This window comes from Leptolyngbya sp. GGD (assembly GCF_026735145.1).
Classification (GTDB): domain Bacteria; phylum Cyanobacteriota; class Cyanobacteriia; order Leptolyngbyales; family Leptolyngbyaceae; genus Leptolyngbya; species Leptolyngbya boryana.
On record NZ_JAPQKE010000012.1, the window covers coordinates 98823 to 117358 of the forward strand.

Genomic DNA, 18536 nt, shown 5'->3' on the forward strand with positions numbered 1-18536 from the left:
TTGAGAGCGGGTGAAGCTTCTCTATTGAAATGGGATGCAGTGATGCGATTGCGCTCCCAAAAGCGATGGCGGTCTGTCTTCTCCAAATCTGAGGTGTGATATTTTTGACTCGTAGTGCCACAATAAAAGCGGTTTATGCGTCAAAACTTAAGAACGACAGACGATAGGAGAGCATGATTGTGTTGCCATCGATTTTTGAAACTTGCACTCCCAGAGATGAGATTCTTTCTGGTGAACTATCGCTCGATCTGTTTGCTGCCAAGTTGAAATTGGTGGTCGATGGCAATGCTCCGAAAGTTTATCAAGACCCAGAGTTGTTCTTTGCCAATACCTTTCCCACTGAGGGATTAAAGACGCTGATTGGTGAAGTGTTTGGTCGTTTAGCGGGAACGGCGATCGGGTCTCCGGTGATTCGATTAGAAACCAGCTTCGGCGGCGGGAAAACGCACGATGAAATTGCGCTTTGGCACATTGCCCGAAACGGACGCAGCATTCGCGGACTCGATCGATTTAGCGATCGTCTCGATCAAATTCCTGCTGCTCCGGTTCAAGTTGCTGCGATCGCTTGTCAAGATCTTGATCCGACCAACGGCGACTTTCACCCAGAGACAGGCATCACCACTTACACCCTCTGGGGCGAAATTGCCTATCGGATTGGTGGGATTGGCGGATACAGTCTGCTGCGCGGTTCGGATGAGAAAAAAGTGAGCCCAGGAACGGGAGTCCTTCAGCAACTGATTCAAGATCGACCGACGCTGATTGTACTCGATGAAATCGCACAGTATCTACGCAAAGCGAAAGGGGTGATTGTTGGGAATAGTGATTTGTCGAAGCAGGTGGTTGCGTTTCTGTTTGCATTAATGGATTTAGCGGGGTCTTGCAATAATTTAGTGTTTGTTTATTCTCTCGCCTCATCTTCCGATACGTTTGCTGATGAAACCGCAGAACTGCAAGAAACGGTTCGCGCTTCAGCCCGTCAAGAACGCATTCTGAGTCCGAGTACCGATGTTGAGATCTACAACATTGTGAAGCAGCGCTTGTTTCAGCGTGTTGATGAAAAAGCTGCGAAAAAAGCTGCTCAAGAATATCTCAATGCGTATCGATCGAGCCGCATCAATCTGCCTGATGGTTGTCAAGATGCCACCTATTCACAAACCATCGAATCGAGCTATCCAATTCACCCAGAGCTATTCAATCTATTAACTAAAAAAATTGCATCAATCCCGAACTTTAACCGAACTCGTGGAGCGCTGAGGCTGTTTGCGATCGCGGTTCGAGAATTGTGGCGCGATCGCACAACTTGGATGCCGCTGATCCACGCGCACCATTTACCGATCGGCGTGAACGAAGAAATTACGAACGAATTGACTTCGCGCTTAGAACGTCCTTTAATGCGACTCCCGATTCAAGCTGATATCTACAACGCGAATGGACGAGAAGCACATGCTCAACTGCAAGATCAAGATTGGATGGCAGCAGGCAAACCGCCGTTTTCAACTTGGATTGGACGCACGATCTTTTTGCACTCCATTAATCAAGGAGTTGTGGCAGGCATTCGACGAGCGGAACTCAATCTATCGCTGCTTACCCCTGGAATTGAAATTGGCTTTATCGAGAGTGCTTTAGAGCGGCTCACTACGGTTGCTTGGTATCTCGATCACGATCCAATTACCTCAATTGCTCGGTTCAAAGAAGAACCTTCAATTAACAAAATTATTGCTGAAGAGAAAGAGCAAATCGGGCGCAGTGAAGCGAAAGACGATTTACGATCGCGGCGAGACACCATTTTTGCTAATCGCTATTTCACGCTGGTATCGTCGCCGGAGAGTCCAAGTGATGTCGATGATACGGCAGATAGTACTGCGCTTTGTCTGATCGATTTTAACGAAGCGACGGTGCAATCCTCGATCGACGCTGCGCCTCAAATTGTGGAACAAATTTTCAACAGTACAGGCGACTCTGGGAAGTTTCGCATCTTCCGCAATCGATTGCTGTTTCTACTCGCCAATCAGCAGGAATTGGAAAGAGCGATCGACGTGGCACGAGAACTGAGGGCGATTCGCACCATTCTCAAATCTCAGAATCGCCTGGAAGACCTTTCAGAGAGCCAACATAAACAGTTAAAGCAGAAAGAAGGGGAATTGGACTTGGCAGCGCGAGTTGCTCTAACGAATGCGTATCGTCATTTATTTTATCCCTCGCATGATCCGGTCAAAGCTCCAAAAGGGTTAATGCACTACCCGCTCCCCGCTCAGGATGCGAGTGATGTCAAGGGCAAGAGTAATCAGCAAGAAGCAATTCTCAAAGCGCTGAAAGACTGCCAAAAGATTCGCGCCGATGATGCTCAACCGTATGCACCTGCGTATGTGCTGCAAAAAGTGTGGGCAACAGGACTCGATTCGATCAGTACAAAGGGGTTAAAAGAAGCATTTGCGAAAGATTTGGGACTGAATCTATTCTCGGATGCGGAAACTTCAAAGCTGAGAACGACGATCGCTCAAGGGTTAACCAGTGGACAGTGGGATTTGAAGGTCGGTGAGCGCGTCTATATCAAAACCAATGCAGTTCCGCTGATTCCACCCGACATCATTGAATTTTCAGATCGGATGGTGCTACATCGACGCGGCATCCTAGAACCCCCGAAGCCGAGGGAAATTGAGATCAATGCTCAAGTGATGCCGAGTACGCAACCGAATAAACCTGTACGAGTGAGATGGAAAGCAGCGGGGGCACTTTCGGTCAAACTGTTTCAAGATGGCAATTTAATCGCAGGAAACTTCTTGCCGTCTGACGAATACGAGGGCGATCTGGCGCAAACAGCGACCTTTCGCATCGTTGCAGATTATGGGGAAGGAGAAACCGCAGCGGCAGAATCAAAGGCAAGAGTGCAAGCATATTCGACACTCTCCACTGGCTCTACTTCGGCTCACGATACTCCTAGCTTGTTCGATGTCAAACCGGAGGTGGTGGATTTATCGGGCAGTCTCAACGGTGTGTTTAATGAATTGCGCGATCGCATTCACGACGACAAAATTAGAGCGATCGAGCGGCTAGAACTCAGCGTGTCGGAGGTAATGGACTACCGCAAGCTAACCACAGCGGTTCCTCTTCTGATGCGTTATCCAATGCGACTCGACCAATTTGTCACCGTCCAAGCTGGAGATCAGTTCGTTCGATTAGAGTATCAAGGCAATGTCAAAGGGTTTCAAAGTTTTGCAAATCCGACGAACGCGCTGTTGGCGAGTCCTGATGTTCGAGCCGATGTCTCGCTTAAAATTACGTTCGAGTTCGCATCCGAGGTCGAGCCACAAGGCGTAGAGATGAAAGCGATCGAGCAGGCACTCTTGAGAAATCCGGTGGATCGACTCAGTTTGACAGCTAAGGTACTATACTGACGGAGTTTGTTTACGATCGTAGAAGTCAAACGCTGAAGGATTGGGGTATGCAGGAGTTTCAGCTCAAAGTCGTTCCCACGGACAACAACAATTTCGCATTGGAGTTGTATCAATGCGCCTATAAAAAAGCAGGTGAGAAAAAGCGATCGGCTGCCAAGCGTATTGGTCGATTGAAAGGACAAGGTTTGGTGCAGGCGCGACAAGCAGTTTATGACTGTCTGAAAGCGAATCAGTATGATCCGAAGACGTTGAAGCGCGATCGGCAAACGCCGTATGTGTTGAACGAAGAATCAGGCGTGAATTTAGCCTTATTGTTTCAGACGTTGCAGCCATTGTCGAAACCAGAGCGGATCGCGAATATTGCGGCGGGAGTGCGATCGATGAGCAATGAAGAGTCGCATTACTGGTTTGCGAAGATATCAAACGGTCAGCGAAGCCAAGCGCTCAGAGCGATACGGGTATTGCTGGGAGACTAAGCGACAAGGCTGTAAACTTTGATATGTATTAAACCCGAAATCAGTTTGCCTCAGATTAAAAAAAAATGTATACTCGAGCCAGTGTATCTACTGAAAAATTCCTATGCTTGAAATCGCTGCTGCTACTTTAGCTCAGACTGCTATTGGATTTCTTCTAGGTAAAGCGGCTGAGGGCGCTCTCCAAACCGCAGGCAGTGATGCTTACAAAACTGCTCTTCAGAAGTTGAAAGGGTTTTTTGATTACAAATTTGGCGATAAGCAGGAGCTTGCTAATGCAAATAGTTGCCCTGACGCACTGATCAAAATAGTAGAGCAGGAGCTTAAGAACGATCCAAGATTGGCAGAGGATCTAGGTCAGTTGGTTGCTCAATTGCAACAGATTACGGGTGAGAGTCCAACCATGATTAATCAAGGTAGCAATAGCAATGCTATTGTTGATAGCGCGGTTTCAAATAGTGATTTGTCAGATAACTCTATCAATGCTTCGAGTTTACAAGCGTCCAACAATAGTGGAACTATAAGTATCGGAAACAGAGAAAGCTCCTTTCGTAACAAACAATGAACTTCGTGCTGATACTATCTACTTCATTCAGCAAGAGACAGATTGGATCGAGGAGAGATTTTTATCTCTAGAGAGTAGATATGCCTATCAAGAAAATGAGTTCAGTAAGCGATTAGCTGACGTAGCTGATTTAGTCTTATCACTTGAACAACAACTAAATGAGGCTTCGAGCAATTCGGAGTCCCGTCTGAAAGTGCTTGAAATCTATCAAAAACTAGAAAGCTTTAGGACAAGAATTGTTGAGATCCAACAGCAATCTGAGCATTCCACCCAAGCTGCACAATGGCTGTGTAAATACCGAAACTTACTGATTGTACACGCTAGCGAAGCCGTTTTTGATATCAGTCAAGGAGATGGAAATATAAGAATTCGGGGGGAACATCTACAGATCTCAAGAGATGGTTATCGACTATTCCGGAGAGATATTTATGTTTATCTCAAATGGATTGGTCACTACATGGGAATGGGTGGTATGACACCCAAGATATTGAGCAAAGAATTGCTTGCCTTACCTATTGACTATAGATTTTATATCAAGGCGTTCACAGCTATCAGGAACAATAAAGTAGCGCAAGCAGATCGATCTGAAGTGTCTAGAGACGCTCTCCAAATGCTGGTGCGCTACTTTAACCGTTTTTTGATTAGTAGGGAGAATCAAGAACTCTAGAGATGAAGTTATCGATTTGGTAGGCAAATCTGTGAATCTATAGGATGGATAGTTACACCCTGACATTGCCACATAGAAGCAATTGAGGTTAGTTGTGCTACCTAAAAACAACACTTGGACAGTACTGAGTTTTGAGTGCCCTGAAGCGACTCATCAGTTCGTAGGAAGCTCGAATTGTATTCCGGTTCTCATTCCAAGCATCTTGTAAAGCTTCACAAATGTCAGGTAGGGATTCTTCAAGCTCATCTAGAAGTGCATGAAGCTGCTCTTCAACAGTCGGTCCAAAATCATTAAGATCCAGATCATCCATAAATTTTCAGAGTCAAAAGAGGACTCTCTCTTATTCTCTGAGTTGCAGAATGAACCGGAAAAATAAATTGCTACTTTGCAGTACTGGAAAGATGTGCTTGCTGTTCCTCCTTAAAATCTTGAGAAAGGTCTTCTACTTCTGTTTTGATCGAGCTAACTTGCTCTTCTGGAGTTTGTCCTCGGTCATCTAAATCAATCTGTGACGAAGAGTTTCCAGAGCTTGATGATTGCTGTTCCATCATAGTACTTGTAAACTACTTACTCAATATAGTTCATGGGTACTATGAGAGCAAGAGGTAAATCGGTAATAATCTGCGAAAGTTGATCGACAGCCATAGGATATTAATGAACGATGCTGCGGCTCAGATCGCTTTTAACGAGAGGGGCGTACAACTCGGATGAGTTGACCCTCAAGTGTTTCTTCTGATTGGAGCGCAGCACTAATTCTTTCTGCAAGCTGAATTTTGTCAACATCATCTGTACAAGCAATAATGCCAGCGTGATTTAGATTTTGATTGTGAAGGCGAATAAAGTCGCGACGATTGAGCGTCAGAATTGCTCGTGCTTGCTCGGTGGCAAACGCAAGAACTTCATCATCAGGAATACCTTGGTTCGCTTTGCCTGCCTCCTGAACGGTTAAAACGTCGTGTCCAAGTTGGCGCAGGTGTTCGCTCGTCAGGAAAGGAAACTGTTCGTCTGCGTAAAGTCGTGCCACGGATTACGCTGCCTCGTTTTCTACGATCGCTTGCTCGATTTCTCCTAGATGCGCCTCTGCATAGCGCCAAGCGTTACTCAGATCCGTGGCTGTAATGGTGGGGTAATTGGTCAGAATTTGGGCATCTGTGTTGCCGAGTTGTCTCGCTCGAACCAGTACCCAAACGGGGATGCGAGTATTTGCAATTCGGGCATCTCCACCGCAGACACCCGGAGTTTTCTCGATGCCTGTCCAAGTGTCACTGAGGCTTTCGATTAAGAGTTGAATCGCTTGGGTTTTTTCAGCAGGACTGAGCGCGAGAAGTTGGGGTTGGAGATCTTGCAGTGGCATGAAGCAGGTTCCAAAAATCACTCTAATCTAAGGATAATCGGCGTAACCGCGATCGACCGTCTAAAATATCAACGGACAGCGATGAGAGTTCGATTATGACGACCCGGAAGCCTGTGTTTATCGAGAAGATTATGCCTGTGAAGCTCCTCAATGAGCAGGTGTATTACGAGCATGGGGGGAATCCGTTTAAGGGGTTGCATCGGTGGTATTCGCGCAAACCCTTGTCGTTTAGTCGGGCTTCGGTGTTGGGATCGCTGTTACCCGAGGGAGTGACGATCGAGGAGTTTGAATATCTACTGGGCCTGAATCGGCGAGTCGCGGGAATGCAGGATAAGACGACGAAGCTGTATAAGACTCCGCCTTCGCCTGATCGAATTAAGAAGGTGCAGGAACTTTGTGAGCAACAGTGGGGAACGAAAACGCCTGTTGTGCTGGATGCGTTTGCGGGGGGCGGGAGTATTCCGTTTGAGGCGGCGCGGTATGGGTTAAAGGTGTTGGCTTCGGATTTGAATCCGGTGGCAGTGGTGACGATGAAAGCGGCTATTGAGTATCCGCTGAAGTTTGGTCCTGATTTGCAGCAGGATATCGATAAATGGGTGAAATGGGTTGGAAATGAGGCAGAGAAGCGACTGGCTGAGTTTTTCCCATCATTGCCTGGAGAGAAAGTAGAGACTTATTTTTGGGCACATACAATTCGATGCCCAAACTGTAGCTCAATAGTGCCTTTAAGTCCCAACTGGTGGCTGTATAATCGTCCTGAAAAACAGAATCTACATAAGTGGTGCGCTGTCAAGCCTATTCCTGATCTTGAAGAGAAGAAAGTTGAGTTTACCATTGTCAAAGGTAAGAAAGGGAAAGGAAACACTATTGCAATTAGTAATGATGAATACGACCCAACACAGCAAGCTACTCTTAGTAGAGGGGTTGGCTCATGTACTAATTGTAAGAATGTAATTGAGGACGAACTTATAAAGTCCTATGCTCAAACATATAGATTAGGACATCAGCTATACGCAATTGCTTATAGAGGTTTAGATAACTCCTTAGATTTTAGGCTCCCTACTGACGTAGACCATGCTGCTTTTACTAGAGCAGTTGAAACTTTAGAGAACCGAAGAAATGAACTAGAGTCACTAGGGTTTATGCCTAGCCAGGAGATCCCATCTAATACTCATAGGGGACCGGATATGTATTTGTACGGTATGTACAGGTGGCAGGAAGTATTTAATCCTCGCCAACTTTTGACTCTTGCTACCTATGTTGAAATTATTGATATTGTCAAGGATTTGATTGACAGTAGTAACAATCAAAAAGAGGCAGTTCTTACATATCTCTCACTTCTTCTAGATCTGTGTGTGGATAAGAACTGTAGATTATCTCACTGGCAATCTGGTAGAGCAGGAGCTAAAAGAGCATCAACACAGCATACTTTGAGTTTGATGTGGAATTACCCTGAACTCAACGGTGCATCAGAGTTATGGCAATCATGTGCTGCTGGATTTTCATCAACTTACGTAGAACTATGTAATTTATTTGGTACTCAGGTAAGGAGTTTAAGCATTCCAGACATTGAACGTCTAGATTCAAACTCAGTCGGAATTGAGATGGCTTCTGCCGACAATTTAAGTCACATTCCAGATAAATCCTTACTTTCCGTAGTTACTGATCCACCCTACTATGACGCAATACGATACGGTGAAATTTCAGACTTCTTCTATGTCTGGTTAAGAGCAAGTCTGCTAAACATCTTTCCTAATTTATTCCTCAATGAACTGACTGATAAAGACAATGAAGCGATCGCAAATCCCGGTCGTTTTCGCAACATGGGCATCTCTCCCGAAGAACTTGCCAACCAAGACTACGAAGCAAAAATGGCGCTTGCCTTCGCCGAATACCATCGAGTCCTGCGCGACGACGGCGTAATGACCGTCCAATTCAATCACAAAGACTCCGGCGCATGGGATGTCCTCGCCAAATCCCTCATTGATGCAGGCTTCGAGATCACCGCCTCCTGGTCAGTCAGCACCGAAAACCCCCAAAACCTCCACCAAGCCCAGAAAAACTCCGTCTCCAGCACCGTCCTCCTCGTCTGCCGCAAACGCGACCCCAACTCAGGACAAGCCTGGTGGGACGACCTCCGCCCCCAAGTCGCCAACCTCGTCGAACAACGCGCCCCCGAATTCGAGGCAAACGACATCGACGGCATCGACCTCTACCTCTCCGCCTTCGGACCCGCCCTCAACGTCTTCTCCCGCCACTCCCCGATCCTCGACACTTCCGGCAACGAAGTCCGCCCCGAACAAGCTTTCTCCGAAGCCCGCAAAGCCGTCGCCAACTACCGCTTCCGCAAACTCGCCCAAACCGACACCCTCGGCTTTGACCCCCTCACCACCTGGTACATCCTCGCCTGGGATGCCTTCCGCGCCCGCGAATTCCCCTTCGATGAAGCCCGCCAGCTTGCCCTCGCCGTCGGAGGCTTCAACGTCTCCGACCTCGCCAAAACCCACAAACTCCTCGACTCCACCAGCGGCATCTGCAAACTGCTCACCCCCGACCAGCGCTTCAAAAAACGCGCCTTTTCCACCAACCCCGAAGACTTCACCCTCACCTCGCTCATCGACGGACTCCACGCCCTGATCGCCATCTACCTCGAAGAACAATCCATTGATCCTGTCCGCCGCTTCCTCAAAACTACCGGACTTTTGAGCAACGATTTATTTATGCGTGCCTGGGAAGTCACCCTGCGCGTGATTCCACATATTGGGGACGATCGCAAACGAATGCCCGAAGAAAAAGCGCTTGCCGATCTGTGGCTGGCAATGGACGAAATCAAAGCCAAAGTCCGCTACGAACAGCCAGAATTAGACTTAGGCGATGTGCAGCAGAGTTTGTTTTAAATCGATGGAGGTTATGCCATGAAAGTGAAAGGAATTTTACGCGGACAAACGATCGAATTACTAGAGCAAGTGAACGCACCAGATGGAACGGAGGTCAGTGTCGAAGTTGAAATTCTCTCGGCTCCTCACCATTCACCAGCGCAGCCTTTGAGCGATGAGGAGCGTTTGACAAAGCTGAATGAGTTATTTGGAGCGTGGAAAAACCAGCCTGACTTAGATGAGATTTTTGCTGAAATTGATCGAGAGCGACACGCTTATCGAGGTCGGCAGATTGATTCATTTGATGACTAAGGTGAAGCTTCGTGTATTTACTGGATACTAATATTTGCAGTGCATTGATGAAGGGCAATCGTCGAGCCTCAATTCGATTTAACCGAGCATTTCCGCAATGCTATACATCGACGATCGTTGTCGCAGAACTCTACAAGGGCATTCTCGACTCCCAACGTCTGCAAGACAATCTGCAATCACTTGCAGATTTGACGACTTACCTAGCGATTGAATCATTTGATTTAGCCGCTGCTGAAGAGTTTGGCAGAATTCAAGTTGAACTTAAACGCATTGGTAAGCCTACAGGTGAGGTCGATGCACTGATTGCAGCAGTTGCTCGCTCACGGCAATCTATTTTAGTGGCGAACAATACGCGCCACTTTGAGAATATCGCGAACTTACAGCTTGAAGACTGGCTGGAGCCATAATGATGCCTCGATCCCTACAAAATCACCGATGGAAAATTAGCTACTCTAGCGACGAAAACAACCCCGTTGCTGATTTCTATATTCCAGCGCTGGAATGTGCGGTGAAGTACGATCGCAAAGCCGGATTTTTCAACAGTGCGATTCTCAGCAAAGTCGCCCGTGGACTCGGCCCAATGCTCGACAACGCTGGACAAATGCGACTAATCATGGGTTGCCAATTTAGTCCGACTGACCTACAAGCAATTCAGAAAGGTTATGAACTTCGATCGGCATTAAGCGATCGCTTAACTCAAGATCTCCAACCCCCCAGCAACTTCGCCCAACTCAAACACTTTGAGATCTTAAGCTGGCTGATCCAAAATCACTATCTTGATATCCGCATTGCCGTTCCGCTTAAGTCCGATGGCATACCTGAAAATAGCAGCGAACAGCTTGATCCAAATCGTCTATTTCATGAAAAGGTTGGCATTATTACTGACGGCAACGGCGATCGTCTAGCTTTTAGCGGCTCGAATAATGAATCGATCGGCGGCTGGTATGCCAATGTTGAATCTTTCCATGTCTATCTGGCTTGGGAAGGTGGACGAGATTTAGAACGGGTGGAATTAGAGTGCGATCGCTTTGAGAAGCTCTGGAACAATCAAACCGCAAATGTCCGAGTGTTTGAAGTTCCAGAAGCCGTAAAGCGGCGACTGTTGCAGTATGTTCCGAAACATAAGCCTACTTGGAGCCAAGAAATCGAGTTTGATCAAAGAGAGATTGCACCCGAAGTCCCTCTGGAAATTCAGCCCACAGTCCCTCAACTTGAAGACTATCAGCACGAAATCGAGCAGTTCGAGAAACTCGCAACGCTACACGAGCATCCAGGCTGCCTCGATTTCACGCTCAAAACAATTCCGATCCAGCCCTGGATTCACCAAATCAAAATTCTCCGCCGCTATGCCGAAGAGTTTCCGCGCAACGGATTGATTGCCGATGAAGTTGGACTAGGAAAAACGATCGAGACGGGCTTAATTCTGCGTTATCTGATTCTCTCGAAAAAAGCACAGCGTATTTTAGTTCTCGCTCCCGCCAGTGTCCAACCCCAATGGCAAGACGAACTGCGTGAAAAATTCAATCTGCACTTCTGGAGCTTAGCCCAAGGCGAACTGCGAGACCCATTCAAGCAGTCCATTCCCCTCGCTGAAAATCCGTGGAACACACAGAACTTGATTCTGGCTTCTAGTCATCTCGTGCGCCGCAAAGAACGAATGCAAGAACTTCTAGACTCCGAACCGTGGGATTTGGTGGTTCTCGATGAAGCCCATCATGCTCGTCGCAAATCGCCGCAGAATCGCAAGGAAACCCCAAATCGACTATTAGAGTTGATGCAAAAGCTAAAGGATAGAACTAAAGCTTTATTGCTACTCTCAGCTACTCCGATGCAGATTGACCCGATCGAGGTCTTTGATCTACTCAACCTACTCGGACTGAAAGGACATTGGCAGTATGCAGATAACTTCTGCGACTACTTCAAACACATTGCCAGCGAAGTCGATTCACACATCCTAAACTTTTGGCAGCAGATGTCTACTGATTACTTTGCTCAAGGCGGTCAACCCTGTCCACGATTGCAGCAGCATCTAACGAAAAGCGATCGACTCCTAGCCTACAAGCTCGAAGATATCTGGCAAAAAGGACGAATCCGCATTACCCCAAATCAAACCAAAGAGGAAGCCTTCATCACCGCCTCTCGACAATTTCTTACAGTCAACACCCCGCTCAAGGATCTCATGTTTCGCCACACCCGCGATACACTCAGACAGTATTACAAGTTGGGCGTTCTCGAAAAAGATGTTCCAGTGCGGGAGGTGTGGGACAATGCAGTAGTTTTAGAATCGACCCGCGAAGCTGAACTGTATCGGGCAGTGAGTGATTATGTACGTCATTTCTATCGTCTAGCCCAGAAAGAAAACCGCAAAGCATTAGGCTTTTTGATGACTTTGTATCGCAAACGGCTCACTAGCTCGTTTTATGCGATCGAGCGATCGCTCTCCCGTCGATTGAGTGACCTACAAACTGGACAGCAAACAAGCCTTACTCCCGATGATTTGCTCGAACTTGATGAAGCTGAAGATGCGGTAATCGATGGCTTAAAAACATTCTTCGAGCCAGTCCATCCACGAGAAATTGAATATTTACAAGACCTACTCCAACAGTTTGAGAACACAGGCGAAGACACCAAGTGCGCTCAATTTTTGACTCAACTGCGACAAGAGTTAAACACCCGCGATAGCGCGATCGTCTTCACGCAATACACCGACACGATGGACTATCTGCGCGAGTTCTTGCGCTCTAGCTTTGGAAATCAACTCGCTTGCTATTCTGGACGAGGCGGAGAGCTTTACCGCAACAATGAATGGACAATAGTACCGAAAGAAGACATCAAGAAGCGATTCCGCAAAGGTGAGATTAAAATTCTTCTATGTACTGAATCTGCCAGTGAAGGTTTAAATCTACAAACTTGCGGTGTTTTGATCAACTATGATATGCCCTGGAATCCCATGCGAGTCGAGCAACGCATTGGACGAATCGATCGTATTGGTCAGCGCTATCCAACCGTGCGAATTCATAACTTTTACTACGACGGGACTGTTGAAGCGAAAGTGTATCGTAAATTGCGCGATCGCATTGATGCGTTCTCAACGGTCGTAGGAAAACTTCAGCCGATTCTGGCGAAAGTCCCGACTTTTATCGAGCGAGCGTTGAACAGCGCTGATCCTGAAGAAGAAGACGTGCTGTTGTCTGAGTTTGAAACAGTTTTAGAATCGCCGCCGCTGCGTCCCGAAATTGATGAAATGGTCGAGATGGATGTGCAGGCGGACTTATTGATCATGCGACAACCGATGGCATCGGCTCCGATGTCGATCGACGAAATCAAGACGTTGCTGACAACCTCAAAACTCCTACAATCTCGCGGCTTTGACTTTGAGCAAGTCAGCCAAGACGTATGGAAATTGAGCGATCGGCATCAACACCATCTCATTACCTTTAATCCAGCAAAGTATGACGAGCAACCTTCGCTGCGATTGATGCTTTCTGGAGATCCGCTGCTAGAGAACATTCTGAATCAAGTGCTCCCGTCCATCAATAAATAGAGCAATTTAGAAGGCAATTCTATTCTTCTGTAACTACTGTTGATGGATTACACAAGAACCCTTGCTTTTGTAAAGTTACAATTCTAGGGCAACTTCAGATTCGATCGTAAGAGAACTGCACTTCGATGCCATTTTTAAAATCGAGTGGCGCATTGTAACAAAATGTAATATCAAAAATCAATTTTCTGACCTCAAGAAGCAACACGCTCAATGGCTTGAGACTGAGCAAACGCTTCTGCTAACTCCTCAAACGAGCACTCCAACATTTCACAGAGAATTTTAGTTTGCTCAGGATTGAGTTTTGGAATGCTGTAGCCTGTCTCCCACGCGCTCACTGTTTTGTGACTAATGTTCAACGCCTTCGCCAGTTCTTTCTGGCGAATACCCTTCTTATGTCGCTGGAAGTGCAGCCATTCAGCGAATGTAGAAGCAGAGACAGGCAGGTTCATTGGGTAAACCATGAATCGACGTGAAACCAGCATACCCCAAATTTTAGATTATGGGCGCAAATCCAGACTGGTACTGCCTTTGGAAGTACCGATCCACCGGAAAAGTCCAAGATATTAGACTTATCTAAGGGCATGGATCATTAGAATTTTTTCCGTTTAGTCCCACAATACACAATCTGAGCGCGTGTCGCTGAATTCAATTTCTATTCCGGCTACTTCTGTTTCACCCCAGTTCATCCAGAACGATCGCTCCGTTTGCTCAACAACTTGGGCAGCGAGTTCAACCTGGATTTGTCTGCGAATTTCAGCAATGCGATCGAGTCCTATTTTCAGAGTTTCTAGAACGTGTCGCTGAGTTTCAACCTGAGTTATGTTTCCGATTAATGCTGTAGGGTTCAGCGACATTCCAACAGGCAATGGGATCAAGCGCAAATAAGCCTCAACCGCCTGAGCTAAGTCCTGTCTATTTCGTGATTCCTGAGCATACAAGACGTGATCAAGGGCGATTTGAGCGTGAGCTACCGTTTGATGAGTCACTGCCCCTAATCCAGTTTGGTACTGCCCTTTCTCTGGATTGAATCGAATTGAGGTCTGTTCGTGAATAATTGCGGCATCAATTGCGAGGTGTTGAATTTGCGCTTTGAGCGATTTGGCGCGTTTGCCAAGAACTGCAAAATTGATCGATTGATTGGGAGTGAGATCGACTTCTGCCTCTATGTAGCCCTTCGCTTTTTTGTCCCGCACAATTTGTTGTAATTTCGTTTGTGCCTTGGCGACATTGCCGCAAGCGTAGGAGTGGGTTTGTCCCTTGTAATTCACTCGCCCATATTTCGCGAAGACTGTGCCATCGGGTAAAACATAACCTTGCCAAAACTTGTTGTGATTGCTAAGGCTGTCTACGCAAATCAGATGAACCGAAGCGATCGCACTCGAAAGATCTGGACACTGAGAAGTCATGTCAAATTTCCTCAAACGTTTGAAAATTTTTCTTGTGATTGGAAACTACCGCAATTCACAACGTCAAATTCCATCTGAGTAGGTTGCCGATGAACTCTGATTTGAGGCTGACGCGGCTGAAAATCAGGAGATAGATTTCGATGAGGTTCTTGATGGCTGGTTTCGACTTGGTGATAGGCAATACAGCGCTCGACAAATTGGCAATTCACACAAATACACATCGCAGCCTCCTAGTTTTCTTCCCAAACGACAGTGCGATCGCTTTCAATTTGCTCCTCGATCTCCGGTGCAACACATAATGCTTGTCCGTTTCGTGCCCAACGATCGAGGGCTGCAAGTTCTTCAGCATCACCTAGGGATCGCGGTGGTTTGCGTTCAATTTGCGCGTGGAGATCTTCGATCGTGACTTGTCCAGGTCGGCGTTGAGCATAGGCTTGAGCCGCACAAGCAAACACGATGTCGTGAATTTCGCTTCCGGTATACCGCTCGGTGTGACGGACAAGCGGTTCGATTAAGGCTTGAACGGCTGGATTTTCGAGATCAGCATTAGGACTCAGCAATTTGTAGCGTTGCATCTGAACTTGGAAGATTTCACGACGAGCCGCTAAATTTGGTAATGGAACGTGATACACCTCAGAGAATCGCCGTAAAAGTTCTGGTTTGAAACATCCGGGACGGTTTGCTGTTGCTGCTACGAAGACCGCTGAGGTATGTTCTTGGAACCATTGCAGGAAGTAGCCAAACATCCGTTTTGTTGTCCCGCCATCAGATTCGCTGCCCGTTCCACCATCGAACATTTTGTCCATTTCATCAATGAATAGAATCGAGGGAGCCATTGCTTCGGCTGCTGCGATCGTTTGTCTGAGATTTTCTTCTGATGCTCCAAGTTCTTTTTGTACGAGCTTACTGGTATCGAGGATCAGAATCGGCAGTCCCCATTCTTTCGCAAGACACTTAATTCCGAGTGTTTTACCCGTTCCACCGTAGCCTACGAGTAAAACACCTCGCGGAAAAGGTAGATTCCAGCTTTCCTGTGCTTCTGGCTCTAGGAGTGCTGCTTGTGTGATTGCCCAAGATTGCAGCACGGGCATTCCTTTCACTGGAACATCGGGTGCTTTGGCATATTGAATTCCGCGTGCTGCAAACTGTTGCTTTTTGATTTCGAGAATGTCATCGATCGACTGTGCTTCGAGTCGTTTACGCTTGATTGCAACCAGTTGAATCGCGTCATCTATGCCTTCGGGAGTCATGCCGAGCAATGCGCGAATGAGACGTTTGCGATCGTCTTCGGACAAGTTTACTTCAAACGATTGAGATTGAGCTTTAGCGCTGCGTTGAAGGGCTTTGAGCCTGTGTTCAAAGATTGCCTCGGCCTCCGTCGCTAAGGGTAAGGGATTTTGCATATCCACCACCAGATCTTGGAAAATTGGCGGTGTTCGCAAACCATCGTGCAAAATGATCAAGGAGTTTTGCGATCGCTTCAGCAAATTAAACACACGTACCGACAGTCTCACAAAAGCGGGATTTGAGTCCCTAGCTGCAATGTAGCGGTAAAGATCTCGTAGCACAAATAGAGTCGGGCGAGATTGTTGATCGGATTCACCTTTAGCTTGAGTTTGACAAGCAGATTCGATGTAGCGCAACACCGCTTCAACCATGTGGAGATTTGTCGCGATTTTCACGCCTGGGACAGCAACCACTCCGGTGAGTTGTTTGCCTTTGTACTGCGGGGTCAGCGTTTCAAGTCCACTCACGCCTAGCGACGCATCCCAGTGAAGCACCTGTAAGTTCTTCGGGATGGCATACTCTGTGACGAGCGATCTCAAAATGAGATCCGGTTCCGACGCAGTTCGGGTATCGATCGCGATCGTAGACATTTTGGCGTTGAAATACAGCTTCAGTTGCGCGACATCGAATGCCATTATTACCAGCCTCCAATCGAGATATCAGTGTTCACTTGAACGGGTTGTTCGTGGTATTCGGGTTTCAGTTCCACTTCGGTTTCACCCAGTTGAGTTAACGGCTTTGTCAGTTGGGTACAGCTTGCTCCTTGATGCCCCATGACTTCGACTTTCATAGCTTGTCCCCGTTTGCGGACAATTTTGATCTGAGTCATTGATCTACCTCCAATGAATTACCAAGCACTGCCAACGGCTTCGCTTGAAATCTGAACAACTTGGGTCAGCGTCGTTTCGATCGAGCCATCGTCTAGTACTACATCTTCACGAGTCCAAAGATGTGCCGGATAGTCATGCTGAATCACTGCTTCGTCATGGTGAAACTGCACTTCTTCACGAAAATGCTCGATCGAACTAAGGGTGCGTTTTTGTCGTTGCGTTCTCGGAAAGGCTAAACCGAGCGCATTTTGGTTAAAGTCCCAAGCATCCGCCACAAGCGCGAAGCATTCCTGCTGCTCATTCCATCGGAAGCCGACATCTAACTGTGCTTGACGTTGGGGGGTGTGCAGATGTTGGCGACGAATGATAATTTCGGCTTGGGCTTGATTGCGTCGATCGTAGTCGCTAATCAGTGCAGTCGGATGGTCATGAACTTCAACTTTGGCAGCAATTCCTTTTTCAGTCAGTAATGCTCTCAATCCTTCGATCAGAGCATCTCGGTTGTTCAGTTGAGTGCTAATCGTTGCAAAGTGGCTCATAAGAAATCTCCGATAGTGTTGGAAACCCAGCACCTTCAGGTCTGGGAGGAAAACACAACGCGGGGCTTTATCCCCCTACCTGTTCGGCAGGGACATAGAATCGCCACGAGTTAAAAGACAAAAACTTGGTATCTGAAGGTTTCGCGTTCTGAGTCAACCGCTTACCTGTTTCGAGGGAATGCAGACTTACCCGACCTTTGGACGCGCCGCCAATGTAGACAATGCCGTATTTTGGATGCCTAGCAATTCCACCGCGCTTGAACCCTTCCGAGATCGTTCCACCATAGGGTGAACGAATTGCACCTTTACCTGGTTGAAATCGGTGCAATTGTCTACGGTGAAACCGGAGCGGAATGATCACGATTAACTGAGTGTTATCAGGCTTATCGTGTCCTTCGGTGTACCAGTTCGCTAATACCCAACTATCAACACAGTGCGCTTCAAACTTGTCTGATAGCTTCTGCTTTGATTTCTTGAGTCCTAACTGACTCCGAAGTTCTGCGGTTTCGTGACCTTGCAAGGTATGAAGAATTGCAATTCGCTCTAACTCTGAATAGAACCACTTCTTACCCACTTCAAGCGGGGAAAACATGATGTTCCACTTGCGACCATTCTTGAAGGTCTTCGCTTTGATGTCTTCGACGACGAAAGCTATGACAGGGAACAGCTTTGTCAGCCAATGACAGATGCGTAATTTCCACTGCCACCGCGCTTTCGTAGAAGGTGGAATTCCACCCCGCTTCCGGTTAAACCGAGGCTTGCGGCATGGAGTCTTACGAAACCGTCTCGCACGTCGCATATTCGTCGAAGCTTCCTCAGCCGCTTTCACCCAGTCAACAGCATGAGTTTGCACGTTGAGATAGGTGCGAGTTGCTGACTTAACCGTGAACGCTTCGCGCTTTGAACCCGGATCAATCCCGACTGCAATCGGTTGAGTGAATCGGGATGAAGGCTCTACGTTCAGTCGAACACAGAACACACCGCGCTTCCAAAATGGCGTTGCTTTCCCAGATTTGATCCAACGTTCTGCGCGTTGTGCAGTCGTTGGCATCAAGGGACGCTGATTTTTATCGACAACTGGTACAGATTGCATGGCGATAAGCCTCATTGTGTACTTCCCTTCGCTACTGAGATTCCGAGCGGCTAGAAATTAGGGAGGCGTTCCTAGCGTCGGTTGTACTGCCACGTACTAGAATCTTCAGTTGTCCTTTCGGACTGAGCTAGTCGCGTGTTTAGTCTCGAAGTTCGCTCTATGGCTTGAGCTTATTCAAGCCCCGTCGCTTCAGCG

The 18536-nt window shown here is 47.3% G+C and carries 19 protein-coding genes; 8 read left to right on the top strand and 11 right to left on the bottom strand.

Features of this window, described 5'->3' with window-relative positions:
* The first annotated feature begins 173 nt into the window (after nucleotides 1-173).
* From OU814_RS29690 to OU814_RS29705, 4 genes are all read left to right on the top strand, one after another.
* The gene (locus OU814_RS29690) at nucleotides 174-3395 is read left to right on the top strand and encodes an ATP-binding protein (RefSeq protein WP_268243087.1); all 3222 of its coding nucleotides are present in this window, start codon (nucleotides 174-176) and stop codon (nucleotides 3393-3395) included.
* 47 nt (nucleotides 3396-3442) lie between these two features.
* Nucleotides 3443-3871 carry a DUF7680 family protein gene (locus tag OU814_RS29695; RefSeq protein ID WP_268243088.1) on the top strand — a complete coding sequence of 143 codons (429 nt, stop codon included), beginning with the start codon at nucleotides 3443-3445 and terminating at the stop codon, nucleotides 3869-3871.
* Between the two features lie 103 nt (nucleotides 3872-3974).
* Nucleotides 3975-4433, top strand: coding sequence for a hypothetical protein (locus OU814_RS29700; protein WP_268243089.1), 459 nt, complete (start codon nucleotides 3975-3977; stop codon nucleotides 4431-4433).
* Between the two features lie 193 nt (nucleotides 4434-4626).
* Entirely contained in the window at nucleotides 4627-5100 is a 474-nt protein-coding gene (locus OU814_RS29705) for a hypothetical protein (RefSeq protein ID WP_268243090.1), read from the top strand.
* A gap of 97 nt (nucleotides 5101-5197) precedes the next feature.
* Here the strand turns inward: OU814_RS29705 and OU814_RS29710 are convergent, their stop codons facing one another.
* The 4 genes from OU814_RS29710 to OU814_RS29725 all read right to left on the bottom strand — a co-directional run bounded on the left by OU814_RS29710 (nucleotide 5198) and on the right by OU814_RS29725 (nucleotide 6454).
* Nucleotides 5198-5410: a hypothetical protein gene (locus OU814_RS29710; protein ID WP_268243091.1), complete on the bottom strand. Its 213-nt coding sequence runs from the start codon at nucleotides 5408-5410 to the stop codon at nucleotides 5198-5200.
* Between the two features lie 70 nt (nucleotides 5411-5480).
* Entirely contained in the window at nucleotides 5481-5648 is a 168-nt protein-coding gene (locus OU814_RS29715; RefSeq protein WP_268243092.1) for a hypothetical protein, read from the bottom strand.
* 134 nt (nucleotides 5649-5782) lie between these two features.
* On the bottom strand, nucleotides 5783-6124 hold the full coding sequence (locus OU814_RS29720) for a DUF5615 family PIN-like protein (protein ID WP_268243093.1): 342 nt from the start codon (nucleotides 6122-6124) through the stop codon (nucleotides 5783-5785).
* 3 nt (nucleotides 6125-6127) lie between these two features.
* A complete protein-coding gene (locus OU814_RS29725) occupies nucleotides 6128-6454 on the bottom strand; it encodes a DUF433 domain-containing protein (protein ID WP_268243094.1) in 327 nt (108 codons plus the stop codon).
* A 95-nt stretch (nucleotides 6455-6549) separates the two neighbouring features.
* Here OU814_RS29725 and OU814_RS29730 point away from each other — a divergent pair, with 95 nt between their 5' ends.
* Genes OU814_RS29730 through OU814_RS29745 form a run of 4 tightly spaced genes read left to right on the top strand, consistent with a single transcriptional unit; the run spans nucleotide 6550 to nucleotide 13186 of the window.
* Nucleotides 6550-9351: a DUF1156 domain-containing protein gene (locus tag OU814_RS29730; protein WP_268243095.1), complete on the top strand. Its 2802-nt coding sequence runs from the start codon at nucleotides 6550-6552 to the stop codon at nucleotides 9349-9351.
* A gap of 18 nt (nucleotides 9352-9369) precedes the next feature.
* Nucleotides 9370-9642: a hypothetical protein gene (locus OU814_RS29735; RefSeq protein ID WP_268243096.1), complete on the top strand. Its 273-nt coding sequence runs from the start codon at nucleotides 9370-9372 to the stop codon at nucleotides 9640-9642.
* Between the two features lie 11 nt (nucleotides 9643-9653).
* Nucleotides 9654-10049, top strand: coding sequence for a type II toxin-antitoxin system VapC family toxin (locus OU814_RS29740; protein ID WP_268243097.1), 396 nt, complete (start codon nucleotides 9654-9656; stop codon nucleotides 10047-10049).
* A 2-nt stretch (nucleotides 10050-10051) separates the two neighbouring features.
* Nucleotides 10052-13186 (top strand): SNF2-related protein, encoded by a 3135-nt coding sequence (locus tag OU814_RS29745; RefSeq protein ID WP_268243098.1) that lies wholly within the window; start codon nucleotides 10052-10054, stop codon nucleotides 13184-13186.
* 191 nt (nucleotides 13187-13377) lie between these two features.
* Here the strand turns inward: OU814_RS29745 and OU814_RS29750 are convergent, their stop codons facing one another.
* From OU814_RS29750 to OU814_RS29780, 7 genes are all read right to left on the bottom strand, one after another.
* Nucleotides 13378-13635 (bottom strand): helix-turn-helix transcriptional regulator, encoded by a 258-nt coding sequence (locus tag OU814_RS29750; protein ID WP_036047136.1) that lies wholly within the window; start codon nucleotides 13633-13635, stop codon nucleotides 13378-13380.
* Nucleotides 13636-13791: 156 nt separating this feature from the next.
* Nucleotides 13792-14592, bottom strand: a complete 801-nt coding sequence (locus OU814_RS29755; RefSeq protein WP_268243099.1) for a WGR domain-containing protein — start codon at nucleotides 14590-14592, stop codon at nucleotides 13792-13794.
* 11 nt (nucleotides 14593-14603) lie between these two features.
* Nucleotides 14604-14813: a Ycf34 family protein gene (locus OU814_RS29760; protein WP_268243100.1), complete on the bottom strand. Its 210-nt coding sequence runs from the start codon at nucleotides 14811-14813 to the stop codon at nucleotides 14604-14606.
* Nucleotides 14814-14822: 9 nt separating this feature from the next.
* Nucleotides 14823-16514, bottom strand: a complete 1692-nt coding sequence (locus OU814_RS29765) for an AAA family ATPase (protein WP_268243101.1) — start codon at nucleotides 16512-16514, stop codon at nucleotides 14823-14825.
* Between the two features lie 2 nt (nucleotides 16515-16516).
* Nucleotides 16517-16708: a DUF2997 domain-containing protein gene (locus OU814_RS29770; RefSeq protein ID WP_017291783.1), complete on the bottom strand. Its 192-nt coding sequence runs from the start codon at nucleotides 16706-16708 to the stop codon at nucleotides 16517-16519.
* An 18-nt stretch (nucleotides 16709-16726) separates the two neighbouring features.
* A complete protein-coding gene (locus OU814_RS29775) occupies nucleotides 16727-17248 on the bottom strand; it encodes a DUF1257 domain-containing protein (protein WP_268243102.1) in 522 nt (173 codons plus the stop codon).
* Nucleotides 17249-17315: 67 nt separating this feature from the next.
* Nucleotides 17316-18341 (bottom strand): RRXRR domain-containing protein, encoded by a 1026-nt coding sequence (locus tag OU814_RS29780; RefSeq protein WP_268243103.1) that lies wholly within the window; start codon nucleotides 18339-18341, stop codon nucleotides 17316-17318.
* Nucleotides 18342-18536 lie beyond the last annotated feature (195 nt).